This window comes from Bacillus sp. EA-CB0995 (genome assembly GCF_055814245.1).
Genome location: NZ_CP169269.1, coordinates 4,232,501 through 4,246,651, shown reverse-complemented (window position 1 = coordinate 4,246,651; position 14,151 = coordinate 4,232,501). Strand labels below are relative to the sequence as shown.

At 37.8% G+C, this 14,151-nt stretch carries 8 protein-coding genes, 1 rRNA gene and 2 pseudogenes (1 of these 11 running past the window's edge); 7 read left to right on the top strand and 4 right to left on the bottom strand.

Going from position 1 to position 14,151, the window contains the following annotated elements:
- Nucleotides 1–12 precede the first annotated feature (12 nt).
- From ACEWFJ_RS21810 to hemL, 3 genes and pseudogenes are all read right to left on the bottom strand, one after another.
- Nucleotides 13–1,101: an FUSC family protein gene (locus ACEWFJ_RS21810; protein ID WP_473689883.1), complete on the bottom strand. Its 1,089-nt coding sequence runs from the start codon at nt 1,099–1,101 to the stop codon at nt 13–15.
- A 188-nt stretch (nt 1,102–1,289) separates the two neighbouring features.
- Nucleotides 1,290–5,728 (bottom strand): annotated as a pseudogene (locus ACEWFJ_RS21805) (glutamate synthase-related protein).
- 560 nt (nt 5,729–6,288) lie between these two features.
- Nucleotides 6,289–7,584: a glutamate-1-semialdehyde-2,1-aminomutase gene (hemL, locus tag ACEWFJ_RS21800; RefSeq protein ID WP_473692643.1), complete on the bottom strand. Its 1,296-nt coding sequence runs from the start codon at nt 7,582–7,584 to the stop codon at nt 6,289–6,291.
- Between the two features lie 252 nt (nt 7,585–7,836).
- On the opposite strand from hemL, the gene ACEWFJ_RS21795 reads away from it, so the two are divergent.
- The 6 genes and pseudogenes from ACEWFJ_RS21795 to perR all read left to right on the top strand — a co-directional run bounded on the left by ACEWFJ_RS21795 (nt 7,837) and on the right by perR (nt 12,483).
- Nucleotides 7,837–8,850 (top strand): ABC transporter ATP-binding protein, encoded by a 1,014-nt coding sequence (locus ACEWFJ_RS21795; RefSeq protein WP_473689882.1) that lies wholly within the window; start codon nt 7,837–7,839, stop codon nt 8,848–8,850.
- Nucleotides 8,843–9,634, top strand: a complete 792-nt coding sequence (locus ACEWFJ_RS21790) for an ABC transporter permease (RefSeq protein WP_154709356.1) — start codon at nt 8,843–8,845, stop codon at nt 9,632–9,634. Before ACEWFJ_RS21795 ends, ACEWFJ_RS21790 begins: the two co-directional genes overlap by 8 nt.
- Nucleotides 9,635–9,641: 7 nt before the next feature.
- Nucleotides 9,642–10,426 (top strand): annotated as a pseudogene (locus ACEWFJ_RS21785) (ABC transporter permease).
- A gap of 103 nt (nt 10,427–10,529) precedes the next feature.
- Entirely contained in the window at nt 10,530–10,934 is a 405-nt protein-coding gene (locus ACEWFJ_RS21780) for an ion channel (RefSeq protein WP_429760866.1), read from the top strand.
- Nucleotides 10,935–10,980: 46 nt separating this feature from the next.
- Nucleotides 10,981–11,436: a thioredoxin-dependent thiol peroxidase gene (gene bcp / locus ACEWFJ_RS21775; RefSeq protein ID WP_473689881.1), complete on the top strand. Its 456-nt coding sequence runs from the start codon at nt 10,981–10,983 to the stop codon at nt 11,434–11,436.
- A 621-nt stretch (nt 11,437–12,057) separates the two neighbouring features.
- Nucleotides 12,058–12,483 carry a peroxide-responsive transcriptional repressor PerR gene (perR, locus tag ACEWFJ_RS21770; RefSeq protein ID WP_429707706.1) on the top strand — a complete coding sequence of 142 codons (426 nt, stop codon included), beginning with the start codon at nt 12,058–12,060 and terminating at the stop codon, nt 12,481–12,483.
- Between the two features lie 68 nt (nt 12,484–12,551).
- On the opposite strand, the gene ACEWFJ_RS21765 is transcribed toward perR, so the two are convergent.
- Nucleotides 12,552–12,908 carry a YgzB family protein gene (locus ACEWFJ_RS21765; protein ID WP_473689880.1) on the bottom strand — a complete coding sequence of 119 codons (357 nt, stop codon included), beginning with the start codon at nt 12,906–12,908 and terminating at the stop codon, nt 12,552–12,554.
- A 437-nt stretch (nt 12,909–13,345) separates the two neighbouring features.
- Here ACEWFJ_RS21765 and ACEWFJ_RS21760 point away from each other — a divergent pair.
- Nucleotides 13,346–14,151, top strand: a 16S ribosomal RNA gene (locus tag ACEWFJ_RS21760) (it continues 746 nt past the right edge of the window).

Sequence of the window (14,151 nt, the reverse complement as noted above, 5' to 3'; positions counted from 1 at the left end):
GGGTCGTTTTTTTCATTCATCTTCTTGTTTATCATGAATTCGTAGTTCGTCTTCTGGCTTATGATACGTATAGAAGCTGTCTACAAGTAAATCTAGATGCTCTACTTCTTCGCTATAATTAATAATAGCTGAAACGAGAGTGAACAGGTGAAGCCATATTTTATAACTTTCTTCATCTTCTTTATTTTGGTAGTTCATAAATATGTCAATTAGTTGTTGTTTACCAATAGAAACTTCGTCAAGAAATTCAACAGATTGTTGTTTCTTTGCTTTCCCAATAAATTTCAGCAATACTTGCTCATGATAATGTGTTAACGAATCAAGTTCATTTTGAATCGATTCTTGAAATGATTCTGGCATATAACGTAATTCGTTTTCTGTTCGATGTAATGCTTTTAATGTACTCAAAGCACGATTAGTTGCCGTTAACATTTGTCTAAATAAGACTAACTTACGAATTTTAACAAATTGTACTTTTTTCGTATAGCTTCTTTCTTCTTTATACAGTAAGTAATAATGATTTAGACGAATCATTTTTTCTTTCATATGGTCAATATCTGTTTTCAATGTTGTGAAATCGGATGCTTGTCTACTGCTCATACGAATCCATTTTACGATTTCTTCTGTATTATCCACGATTTTATGATAGAGTTTTGTTTCGTATTTTGGCGGCATAAATATTAAATTTACTAGAGATGCTGCGATAATCCCAACCATAATTGTTGCAAAGCGTAATAGGGCAAAGTCAAAGAAATTTGCACCTTGATATTCCATAATGGCAATAACAGTTACAAGGGCAATGGAAATTGTATTTTCTAAATGTAATTTTAAAGCAAGTGCAATAACTAATATACATGTTAACCCAATAATAAAAGGGTTATTTCCAAAGGCAAACACAAAGACAATGGCAAAAATTGCCCCAATTACATTTGCTTGAATTTGTTCTAGAGCCGTTAAATACGAGCGGTACACAGAGGGCTGTACAGCAAAAATTGCTGAGATCCCAGCGAATACAGGGCTTGGTAATCCAAGCAATAAACATGCAAATAAAGCTAATGTAATGGCAATACCCGTTTTTAAAACGCGAGCACCAAGTTTCATACTCTTTTTTATATCCTTTCTTTCTTGTCATAATGAATGTACAACATGATACTATACATTCATTAACTTATGTTAGCAAGTAATATTTTAATGAAAAAACCTGCTGAAGTTCAGCAGGTTTTTTTGATTTGTTATAGCTTACTATGAGAAACATAAGTCGTCAATGAGAAAGCTGTTATTCTTTTATTTTACTCTGTTGAAACAGACGGATCTGCTTGCTCTTTTGCTGGAATTACTTCGTAGAAATGAGAATCCAGATCTATTAGCAAAGGTGAAAGAAGAGCAACTTCTTCATATTGTTCATGTTCCTTTAGCACGCGGAGATAGTCCGATAATAGTTCGTTTACATCAGATTCTCCTGTTTTACTGAGTGGACGAAGCGTAACGTTAGCACCTTTTGCAATTCGTCGCTCTAGTGCTTGCTCTGTTAATCCAAGATCAGGCTGATGACGTAAGTATACAACTCCGCCTGTCATTCCAGCACAAATCCATGGACCAGGGTCACCAAGGACGAGCGCGCGACCATTTGTCATGTATTCAAAAGCAAATCCTTTTATATTAGCGTGAACACCGATATTTCCATGTTCTTTTTTCGAAAGTGATGTTGTCATTCTTCCGCCAATAATCATATCAGCACCTGATAGACGAATTCCAGCTCTAGCATCAGCATTTCCTTGTACATATAATGATCCTTTTTGTGCTCCGTATCCGAATCCTTTTCCAACAGAACCGTTATAGTATTTACTGTCTTTTCCTTTTGTTTTTGTAATGTAAATACCGCCTCCGAAAGCTGTTTTTCCGATGCCGTCTTGCGCGCCGCCGTTGACATGAATGAACAGATTTTCGCTATTATAGGCACCTAAACCATTTCCTGGAACGGAACCATTTGTGTATTTTAATGTGATTGGCTCTAATACATGATTTTCATATAATTTACTGCGCACGCGGTAGCAAGATTCCATGCCGCCCATTACGCGCTGATCGACACCAACACTAACAAGTTCTTTTGATTCAATGGCATAATTAGTCTCACTACACTTTTGTTGTGATGTTGTTTGCGGAGCATCGTACGTGACATCTTCTAATGTTTGTAATAGGTAATGTAAATTTAGCAAATGCTGGCCGTGTGCTTGTTCTAATAAGTCGGAACGTCCGACAATTTCTTGTAAGTTTACATGACCGAGCTGTCCTGTTAATCGCTTTAGTTCTGTTCCAAATGCTGTGAATAAATTCAATAATCCTTTTACAGCACTTTCAAAATCTCGTGGCACAAAGCGGCGCAGACCATGTTCTTTCGCTTGCGCTTCTGATTCAATTTGCGTTGCAATTCCGACATGACATGTATCTAAATGACAGCCGCGGCATGTCGTACAACCGATGGCAATCATAGAAAGTGTACCAAAGCCAATGCGATTTGCACCAAGAAGCATTATTTTTAACGCATCTGCAGCACTGCGGATACCACCGTCAGCCCAAATTTCTACATGATGTCTCATCCCAGCTTCTGATAGAGCATTATGAGCAGCTTTTACACCAATTTCAACAGGAAGACCAACGTGTTGCAAGGCATGAATACGAGCTGCACCTGTCCCGCCGTCGAAACCGCTAATGTTAATAAAATCAGCACCAGCTTTAGCGATGCCTACCGCAATGGTTCCAATATTAGGGACAACAGGAACTTTAACAGCAACTTTTGCATGTTGATTAGCCGTTTTAATTTCTGTAATCATTTGTGCTAAATCTTCAATCGAATAAATGTCATGGTTATTAGAAGGAGAGATTAAGTCCGAACCAATTGTTGCATTTCGCGCTTCTGCAATTTTTGCCGTTACTTTTGAGCCTGGTAAATGTCCGCCTTCTCCGGGTTTTGCTCCTTGCCCAATTTTTATTTCAATTAAATTAGAGGAATTGAGCAATTCAGCGTTGACGCCAAAACGTCCTGATGCAACTTGTTGTCCACGTGTATGTGGATATTTGCCAATCATATCTTTAATTTCGCCGCCTTCACCGTTTAAACTAATCATATTTAAGCGGTCAGCAGCCTCAGCGTAAGCACGGAAGGCAATTTCATTTTGTGATCCGAATGACATCGAGCTAATAATAAATGGTAGGCTATGATTTTTTATTGCAATTGAAACGCGTTCAATTGGAACTTTATGATTTGTTTCCTTTATTTTTATGAGATGACGAATTGTTGTTGGATTTTTTTCTTCTAATTCCTCTAGTTTTTCACGATAGTCATCGTAGGCATTCCCTTTTGCGATGTCCCCAATTGCTTTCCAAATTCGTGGGAATAGATGAAACGTTTTTCGTATTTTTGCTTTTTCGTTTGTATAATCCATTGCCCGAGCTTTTGCATCTTCAGCTAATGTTTCTAGTGAAAAAGCTAATGTATCAGATCCAAGAAAGTTTGTAATATCCAGTATACGTGCAATCTCTTCGTGTAGACCAATGGAGGAGAAGAGGCGACCGTAGCCTCGTAATTCATGAATTCCAAGTGTTGAAATGACTTTTTCAAGTCCTTTATTGAATGCATGATATAAGTTTAGAAGAGGCTCTTCTGTTCCATCATTTACTGTTGCAAATGTAAGGTACGGATTTATAACATCTGCCCCTAAACCATATAACGTTACAATATCATGTAAAGAACGAAGCGCTCCAGAACGTACGACAATTGCACAATCACGGCGGAGTTTATGTTTTGCAAGTTCGTTATGGATTTTTGCTGTGACTAGGTGCGGATCAATCCATAATTGGTTGTTTTGATGAGCCTTTGCATCGTCAAATACGAGAAGAGAGGCTCCTTTTTTACTGCTGTTACAGCTTCTGCTCCTAGTCGATTAAGTGCAGTATATAAAGTTTCATCCGCTGTAAATGTTCCAGATAATTTATAGACAGTGCTATGCAGAGCAAACATACGGACGAGTTGTTCGTATGTTACTGTTTCTAAATACTTTGCCGCTTGCTGTCCGAGTTCTCCTTCTAAGACAATTGGGCTCGGAAGTTCTACAACAAATGGTTGTTCTTCTGTGGCATACAGATTTGGGCGTGTTCCTACAATTGTACGTGTAGAGAAGTGCTCTATTTCTCGATCGCGATCAATAGCAGGATTTGTTACAACAGCAACGCTTTCCTTTATAAAGTCAGCGATATTTCTTCTGCCTATATCGAGTCCTGCAAGAGGAGCATCATGTCCGAGAGAACGGATTGGCTCAGCGCCTTTTTCAGCCATTTGTTCGAGAAGCTGAATATGCTCGCGATCCCAGCCAAATGCTGCGTATTGTTCTGTTTTGACTTCAGTAATTGAAGCAAGGTTATCTAGCTCTTCTGTTGGTGGAAGATGTAGATGATAACGATAGTCGATAAAGTCAATTCGCTGTTTCATACGTGCATATACTTCCTCTTGATATACATCGTATTCGTATAAAATAAGCTCGCCTTGTGCATTCCGCTTTAACCCAATTTTTTCTCCAGGAGCAAGTGATTTTGGTTCTGCAACATATTCTGATGGAGAAATAACACCTGGCTCAGATGAAAAAATATAAGAATTTTCTGTCTCTATTTTCCAAACTGGTCGTAAGCCAAGGGAGTCTACACTAAAAACAGCTTCATCTTTATGTCGTGAAATAATTCCAGCGGGTCCTTGAGCAAAATGTCCCCAAGCTTCACGTATATACGTATATAAGTCTTGCATATGCAGCTTGTATAATTTAATTTCATTAATAATTGGCGGAAATAATATATCCATTGCTTCGAATAAGCTGTAGTTGTAATGAGTGAGAAGTGTTTCTAGAGTGCGGTTTAAATCTTGAGAGTCACTGCCGCCAATTGTAAGTGGTACATCAATCATTTCAGCTTGATCGCGCAGCTTAGCAATTGTGTTAATTTCTCCATTATGTCCAAGAATACTAAATGGCTGAACGCGAAAAAAGTTAGATAATGTGTTAGTAGAATAACGGTTATGCCCAAGTGTCATTGTAGATGCGACAAGTGGATTTCGCAGGTCGTCATAGTATGATACAAGCGTATCGCCAGCTCCTAGTACTTTATAAACAACATAATCTTGACTGAATGAAGCGACATGAACTGCTTCATTTTTTTCAATTTCTATCGTTAGAGAGAATAATAATTGATCAATCTTTTCATGTTGATTTTCCGGAACAATAGCAATTTGCCAAAATAGTGGTTCTTCCTGTTTGCCGATAGGTCCGAGTGCATCAGAATTTGTTACGGTGCTAGTTTCAAATACGATAGTTAGATTTTCTTTATGCAGCAAGGAACGAATATAATTTTGTAAGGAGTTTGTATCCTTTTTTTGGTGTAGAAAAAAATGTCCAACAATAAAGTGAGGATGGTCCACTAATGTTGGATTATAACCATTTTGAGTTAATTTTTCTTTCCAAAGTGTTTTTGGAAGATCAATATGAATTCCAATCCCGTCACCTTCATTATTAATAAATCCGGCACGATGATTCATTTTCACCAGCGACTGTATACAAAGATTAATGTTTTCTTTCGTTGGAATGTTTCGTTTTTCCATTACGGAAACGATTCCACACGCGTCATGCTCTGCATTTGCATAATTTTGAAATAAAGACGGTGTCCATTTATTTGTTTTATTTAGCATCCGTCAAGCCCCCTCTGGTGTGAATTTTGAATAGTCAAAATATTAAAGGTGTGCGACACCTAATATTTTAAGATAATAAATTGTTATTCAAGACTAAAAACAAATAATTATGAATAATTATACTATTAATTCATAATTTATGAAATAGTAAAAATAAAAAAACAGAGGGGGACCTCTGTTTTTTATTTCACTAATGGGCAATATATTTTATTGTTCCATGAAAAACTAATTATTGATGACAAAAGAGATTCACTGTTATTTAGTTGAGTGTTATACCTCTATTTACTGGTAGTAATATCCTCATTTCAAAGTTATGCAAAAAGTAAAGAAGTTAGGTGAGGGAATTACTACTGGCATACGCTCAACTGGTTAACCATCAGCGGGGGATAAAGAACCCCCACTGATGGAAGATTTACTTTATCCCGCATTAACGTGCAGTAAGACCCCCACCTCAAGATTCAGAGAAAAACAAAGAAGATAGGTGGAGGATAACTGCCCGTAAAAGCCTGATTGGTTCAACTAACCTTTTGGAGAAGAACACTCCAAAAGGAAGTTTCACTTTATTTTAATGCAGCAAATGCTCGGCCAACAGCTTCAATCGTGTATTCAATGTCTTCTTTTGTATGCTCTGTTGTTAAGAACCATGCTTCATATTTAGATGGTGCTAAGTTAATTCCTTCATGAAGCATTAGTTTGAAGAATTTACCGAAAATTTCACCGTCTGTGTTTTGTGCAGCATCGTAGTCTTCGATTTTATCTTTTGTAAAGTATACTGTTAAAGCGCCTTTTAGGCGGTTTATTGTAATATCGATGTTGTGTGTAGCTGCTTGTTCCAAAATACCTTTTTCAAGCATTGCTCCAAGTTCATCTAGTTTTTCGTATACTCCTTCTTGTTGAAGTACTTCTAAGCATGCGATACCAGAAGCCATAGAAGCTGGGTTTCCAGCCATTGTGCCCGCTTGGTAAGCAGGGCCAAGCGGTGCTACTTGCTCCATAATTTCTTTTTTACCACCGTAAGCGCCAATTGGAAGACCGCCGCCGATTATTTTGCCAAGAGCAGTTAAGTCTGGTGTTACACCAAGTAAGTCTTGAGCACCACCATACATAAAGCGGAAAGCTGTGATAACCTCATCGTAAATGACTAATGCACCTGCTGCATGAACAAGTTCATTTACTTTTTCAAGGAATCCAGGTTTTGGTTCGACAATTCCGAAGTTCCCAACGATTGGTTCCACAAGAATTGCTGCTATTTCATGTCCCCATTTATCTAATGCTTCTTTTAATGTCTCTACATTATTAAAAGGAACTGTGATTACTTCTTGTGCGATGCTTTGTGGTACACCCGCAGAATCCGGAGTACCGAGTGTAGAAGGACCAGAGCCAGCCGCTACAAGTACTAAATCAGAATGTCCATGGTAGCAACCAGCAAATTTCATAATTTTCGTGCGACCTGTATAAGCGCGAGCAACGCGAATTGTTGTCATAACAGCTTCTGTTCCAGAGTTTACGAAACGTACTTTATCCATTGCAGGCATAGCTTCTTTTAGCATTTTTGCAAACTTTACTTCTAAAGCTGTTGGTGTTCCATATAATACACCATTTTCAGCAGCTACTTTAATTGCTTCTGTTACGTGCGGATGAGCATGACCTGTAATGATTGGTCCGTATGCTGCTAAATAATCGATATATTTGTTGCCGTCTACATCCCAAAAGTAAGCGCCTTTACCGCGCTCCATTGCAACAGGTGATCCACCGCCAACCGCTTTATAAGAGCGAGAAGGGCTATTTACACCACCAACGATATGTTCTAATGCTTCTTTATGTAGTTCTTCCGATTTTGTGAATTTCACGAAAATTCATCTCCTTACAAAAATCTATGTATTATTTTAACACGTTTTTGGAAAAGACGTATTGTTTGTGATAGTTGCTACTGTTGGGTAAACTATTCGTTGTGCTAAAATGAAACTTTCGTCGGCATTATCTGCTTCATTGATGGTTAGTTAAATGAAGCGAGTCCATAGGGAAATCCCGCAAAAGCTCGCTGATCTTTATATCATATGAAAATAAAAGGTGTTGCTTGTTAGGGAGAAACAGAAAGGAGAATGAGTATGGAGACGGTTATTGAAGTAAAAGATTTACGAAAAGAATTTACATCGTACTCAAGCCGCTCAGGATTAAAAGGAGCGTTTCGAGATTTATTAAATCGTAATTATAAGATTGTGCCAGCAGTAAATGATATTTCGTTTACTGTAAAGCAAGGGGAAATGGTTGGATATATTGGTGAAAATGGTGCTGGTAAATCCACTACTATTAAGATGCTAACAGGTATTTTAACACCGACCGCTGGACAGATCACTGTGAATGGCATGAATCCTCACAAACAAAGGGAAGAATTTGTGAAAACGATTGGTGTTGTGTTTGGGCAGCGTTCGCAGCTTTGGTGGGATATTGCTGTGCAGGAGTCCTTCCGTTTGTTAAAAAAAGTATATGGTGTTTCTGATCAGCAATATAAAGAACATATGGAGCATGTGATTGAAACGTTAGATATTGGTCCGCTTTTGGACAAGCCAGTTCGGAAGCTATCTCTTGGACAGCGGATGCGCTGCGAATTAGCGGCAGCATTAATTCATAATCCGCCGTTATTATTTTTAGATGAACCAACAATTGGACTGGATGTTCTTGTTAAATTGAAAATCCGTGATTTTCTAAAAGAAATGAATGAGCGATATAAAACAACAATTTTATTAACGACACATGATATTACAGATATTGAAGCGCTTTGTGATCGTGTGGTTATGTTAGATGAAGGAAAAATAATGTATGACGGATCTTTAGACAAGCTAAGATCGCAGTGGGGAGCAGAAAAGGAAATACATTTTCAATTTGGAACTCCTGTTACTTATCAGCAGCTTGCGATGTTAATGCCTGATAATGATGTAGTTTGGTCGCAAGAAAAAGAACAAACTACATGGATCGCCAAGATTCCGAATGAAGAAATTATTATTTCCACTCTTATATCAAAAGTTGTACAAACTTTTGCAATTAAAGATTTAAAAATTAATGAAGTATCTACGGAGGAAATCATTCGTAATATTTATGAAGAGGGCATAACTCATGGGTAAGTATATTGAAATGATTCGCGTCCGTTTTTTAATGATGCTTGCTTATCGATCAAACTATTATAGCGGTATTATCATTTATACAATTAATATCGGAGCATATTATTTTTTATGGCAAGCGATTTATAGTGGGAAAGAAAATATCGAGGGTGTATCAGTTACACAAATGACAACATATATCGCGATTGCATGGATGGCCCGTGCTTTTTATTTTAATAACATTGACAGAGAGATTGCGATGGAAATTATGGAAGGGCGAGTTGCAGTTGAGTTAATTCGTCCATATAACTATTTAGGTATGAAAGTGATGCAAGGGTTAGGGGAAGGGATTTTTAGATTTGCTTTCTTTTCTATTCCAGGTATGGTAATCGTTACATTGTTATTCTCACTGCAAATTACAACGAATTTCCAAACGTGGTTGTACTTCTTCCTATCGCTATTATTTAGTTTTATCATTAATACACAAATCAATTTAATGACAGGGATGTTAACGTTCTTTTTATTTAATAATAATGGAATTATGTATGCGAAACGTGTCGTTATCGATTTGTTTTCAGGACTATTAATCCCAATTAGCTTCTTTCCGTTATGGACTCAAAAAGCAATGATGTTTTTGCCGTTTCAAGCGATTAGTTACATTCCAAGTATGATTTTTTCTGAAGGAATACAAGGTGAGGCAATTTATAAAGCTTTATTATTTCAAATAACATGGGCGGTTCTGCTCATTATTCCAATTGTTATGATGTGGAAAACAGCGAGAAAACGGCTGATTGTGCAAGGGGGATGATGAGAAAATGTTATATTTTAAGTTGTTTTTACAATATGCAAGTCAGTATATAAAAACGAAGCTAGAATACCGTGGCGATTTTATTGTTGGTTTACTATCAGATTTATTGTTACAAGCAGTAAACTTAATTTTCATTCTTGTTGTATTTGGACATACACAAGAATTGAAAGGATGGAATAGGGAGGAAGTTATTTTTATTTATGGGTTCTTCTTAGTTCCATTTGCGGTTTTTTCAGCGTTCTTTAATATATGGGACTTTAATGATCGTTATATCGTAAAAGGTGAAATGGATCGCATTTTAACACGTCCCATTCACAGTTTGTTTCAAGTCATATTAGAACGAATGGAGCTGGAATCACTTCTTGGTGCGATAACAGGTTTTGCGGTAATGGGATATGCTGCAGTACAGCTTCAATTAACATTTCATTGGTATGATTTCTTTTTATTTATATTGATGGTACTAGGCGGTGCGCTGGTATATGGGGGATTTTCGTAACGCTTGCAAGTATTGGTTTTTGGTCAGATGCAAGAAGTTCCATTATGCCGCTTATGTATAATATCGGAAACTATGGACGTTATCCTATTAACATTTATAATCGCGTCATTCGTTTTATTTTAACGTTTATATTGCCATTTGCTTTTGTCGGTGTGTATCCAGCATCTTATTTTCTAGGAAAAACAGAATGGAACTCTTACGCATTTGCAACGCCTGTGGTTGGAATTATTTGTTTCTCAATTGGTTTTTTCGTTTGGAATATAGGAGTAAAACGATATCGTGGTGCCGGAAATTAATAAAGTTAATTTGTTTTATGTCTTCTTTCTCTAGGTCTTATTGTTCATTGAGGATGGGATAAAACTATCTTTGTCCTCATACAAATAAAATGAGGTGGAGGACATGTTATGGGGAATTATTTTATTTATTGCTGCGATTGCTGTGTTACGAAGTATACAACTGTTATGGAGTTCGGCGGGAGAATCAAATCGTTTTTTCTCTTTGTATAATCTTATTTCATTATTTCTTATTTATACAACCATACTAATTGCATTTGCGTTAAGTTATGTTGTTCTAGAAGAAAGTGGATTTTCGGTATTACAGGAAGATGGAAAGATGATAACAAGTCATTCATTTTCACTTGTAGAGGTATGTTTATATTTTAGTGCGATTACATTACTATCAGTCGGATATGGGGATGTAACTCCTATTGGAATTGGGCGTTGGATCGCGATTGTAGAAGCGCTAATAGGATATACGATGCCATTTGCGTTTGTTGTACGAACAGTTATGGAAACTGAAAAATGATATGATATTTGATATAGTGGAAGAAAAAGACAAGGAGTGATTATAAGTGGTTACAGTAGGACAAATGGCACCGGATTTTACGCTAGAAGCAAGCAACGGAGAGCAAGTGAAATTATCTGATTTTCTTGGGAAACATGTTGTACTTTATTTTTATCCGAAAGATATGACACCAGGGTGTACAACAGAAGCGTGTGATTTTCGTGATGCATACGGGGTGTTTCAAAAGAAAGATACAGTTATTCTTGGCGTGAGTCCTGATCCGGCAAATAGACATTTGAAATTTATTGAAAAATATGATTTACCATTTTTACTTTTAGTGGATGAGCAACATGAAGTAGCAGAACTATATGATGTTTGGAAGCTAAAAAAGAACTTTGGAAAAGAATATATGGGTATTGAGCGTTCCACTTTTCTCATTAATAAGGAAGGGGAACTCGTTAAAGAGTGGCGTAAGGTGAAAGTGAAAGGTCACGTAGAGGAAGTTTTGTCTTATATAAAGTGAAACTTCCATCAGTGGGGGATCTTCATCCCCCACTGATGGTTAGTTGAACCAATCGGGCTTTTACGGGCAGTTATCCCCCCACCTATCTTCTTCGCTTTTCTTTGAATCTTAAGGTGGGGGTCTTACTGCCCGTTAATGCGGGATAAAATGAAATTTTCATCAATAGAGGTGGAGTTTTATTACCAGCTTGTGTAGCGTAAAATAATAAGTGAAGTATTACAAGGCATGCGTCTATACACTTTTGGGGATTTCTCATATGTTAGTAGTGTAGGGCATACCTCCTCAGGTGATAGTTTTCCATGTGCGAGTTTTTCTCGCACTTTTTTTATGCATATGTATAAAAAAAGGCAGGCTCATATAAGAATAAAATGAAACTTCTATCAGTGGGAGGCTTTATCGCTCACTGATGGCCAGTTGAACCAATCGGGTTCTTAGGGATAAAATGAAGCTTCCATCGTTCTCACCAATCGTACTTTTATTGCTTGTTAGAGTGAAGTGAATATAAGATGAGGAATAAAACCACATAGTTATAGTAGAAATGTTGACGAGTGAAAGGAAAAGGAGTACACTCTTTATAAGAATTATAAAATAATAATCCGTATAGAATCGGGGTGCATGACGGTGGTCAAAGAGGAATTAAAAGAAGCGCTGGAAATGTTGAAAAATACGGGTGTACGCATTACTCCACAGCGTCATGCTGTTTTAGAGTACCTTGTGGAATCTATGGCGCACCCAACAGCGGATGAAATTTATAAAGCATTAGAAGGTAAGTTCCCAAATATGAGTGTTGCGACAGTTTATAATAACTTACGCGTATTTAAAGAAGTAGGACTTGTAAAAGAACTTACGTATGGTGATGCATCTAGCAGATTTGATTACGTTACAAGCCAACATTATCATGTTATTTGTGAAAAATGTGGGAAAATTGTAGATTTTCCGTATGCAGGTTTAGAGAAGATTGAGGATGAAGCTGCGAAAGCAACTGGCTTTGTAATCAATAGTCATCGCTTAGAAATTTACGGCGTTTGTCAAGAATGCAATAAGTAATAAGAATGATTAAGAGACTGACATTTTAAGTCAGCCTCTCTTTTTTAGAAGTAAACACATACTCTTCATTAGGCTTTGTAATTTTTACGGTTGTATTTTTCATCAAATTCTTTTCCTTCTAAATTACGATCGATTGTTAGCGGCTGGTTGCAATGCATACAAGCGTCGACTCGCCCAAGTATTTTCGTTGATTTATTGCAAGATGGACAAACAACTTGGACGGTCTTTGTTGATAGCATACCAATCCAGAAGTACACACCTGTGCTAGCGATGACAGCTAAAAAACCAACCATCATGAAAATGGTCATAATAATCATGTTTTCTCGAAAAAAGACCCCTAAGTATGCGATAAAAAGCCCGATAAATACTAAACTTAATGCAAAGGTTCTAATCTTATTGATTTTATTTGAGTATTTAATGCTCATTCCCTTCACCTTCCTATAAGGATAATATAGCATATATTTCTGAATTTTTGGATGATTGAGATCCTTTTGTTGAATGTTGTATAAAGTTATAGAGATGTATTTCGTATAATAAGCTAAGGGTAGAGTTGAGGTGAAGTGAAGCAATAGAGATCTTCTTAAATAGAAATTTAACTATAGGTTTGTGGTATTTAAACGGGATGTGAAATTTTTCATAAAAAGTATTGACCCTCTGTAATGGCCGTGTTATATTAATAAACGTCGCTGATGCACAAGAGCAGAAAGCGAAAAGAAAAAGAAGTAAAAAACAATGTTGACATCGAAAAACAAAGATGCTAACATGAGAAAGTCGCAATTGAGCGGCGGATAAGTTCTTTGAAAACTGAACGAAACAAACAACGTGAAACGTCAATTTTTATTTATGATGCTAGACAAACACTTTATTGGAGAGTTTGATCCTGGCTCAGGATGAACGCTGGCGGCGTGCCTAATACATGCAAGTCGAGCGAACCAATTAAGAGCTTGCTCTTAAGAAGTTAGCGGCGGACGGGTGAGTAACACGTAGGTAACCTGCCTATAAGACTGGGATAACTCCGGGAAACCGGGGCTAATACCGGATAACATTTTGCACCGCATGGTGCGAAATTGAAAGGCGGCTTCGGCTGTCACTTATAGATGGACCTGCGGCGCATTAGCTAGTTGGTGAGGTAACGGCTCACCAAGGCGACGATGCGTAGCCGACCTGAGAGGGTGATCGGCCACACTGGGACTGAGACACGGCCCAGACTCCTACGGGAGGCAGCAGTAGGGAATCTTCCGCAATGGACGAAAGTCTGACGGAGCAACGCCGCGTGAGCGATGAAGGCCTTCGGGTCGTAAAGCTCTGTTGTTAGGGAAGAATAAGTGCTAGTTGAATAAGCTGGCACCTTGACGGTACCTAACCAGAAAGCCACGGCTAACTACGTGCCAGCAGCCGCGGTAATACGTAGGTGGCAAGCGTTATCCGGAATTATTGGGCGTAAAGCGCGCGCAGGTGGTTTCTTAAGTCTGATGTGAAAGCCCACGGCTCAACCGTGGAGGGTCATTGGAAACTGGGAGACTTGAGTGCAGAAGAGGAAAGTGGAATTCCATGTGTAGCGGTGAAATGCGTAGAGATATGGAGGAACACCAGTGGCGAAGGCGACTTTCTGGTCTGCAACTGACACTGAGGCGCGAAAGCGTGGGGAGCAAACAGGATTAGATACCC

Coding starts and splice junctions, on each gene's coding strand:
- ACEWFJ_RS21810 (WP_473689883.1), bottom strand. CDS start 1,101: ATGAAACTTGGTGCTCGCGTTTTAAAAACGGGTATTGCCATTACATTA.
- ACEWFJ_RS21795 (WP_473689882.1), top strand. CDS start 7,837: ATGGAGACGGTTATTGAAGTAAAAGATTTACGAAAAGAATTTACATCG.
- ACEWFJ_RS21790 (WP_154709356.1), top strand. CDS start 8,843: ATGGGTAAGTATATTGAAATGATTCGCGTCCGTTTTTTAATGATGCTT.
- ACEWFJ_RS21780 (WP_429760866.1), top strand. CDS start 10,530: ATGTTATGGGGAATTATTTTATTTATTGCTGCGATTGCTGTGTTACGA.
- ACEWFJ_RS21765 (WP_473689880.1), bottom strand. CDS start 12,908: ATGAGCATTAAATACTCAAATAAAATCAATAAGATTAGAACCTTTGCA.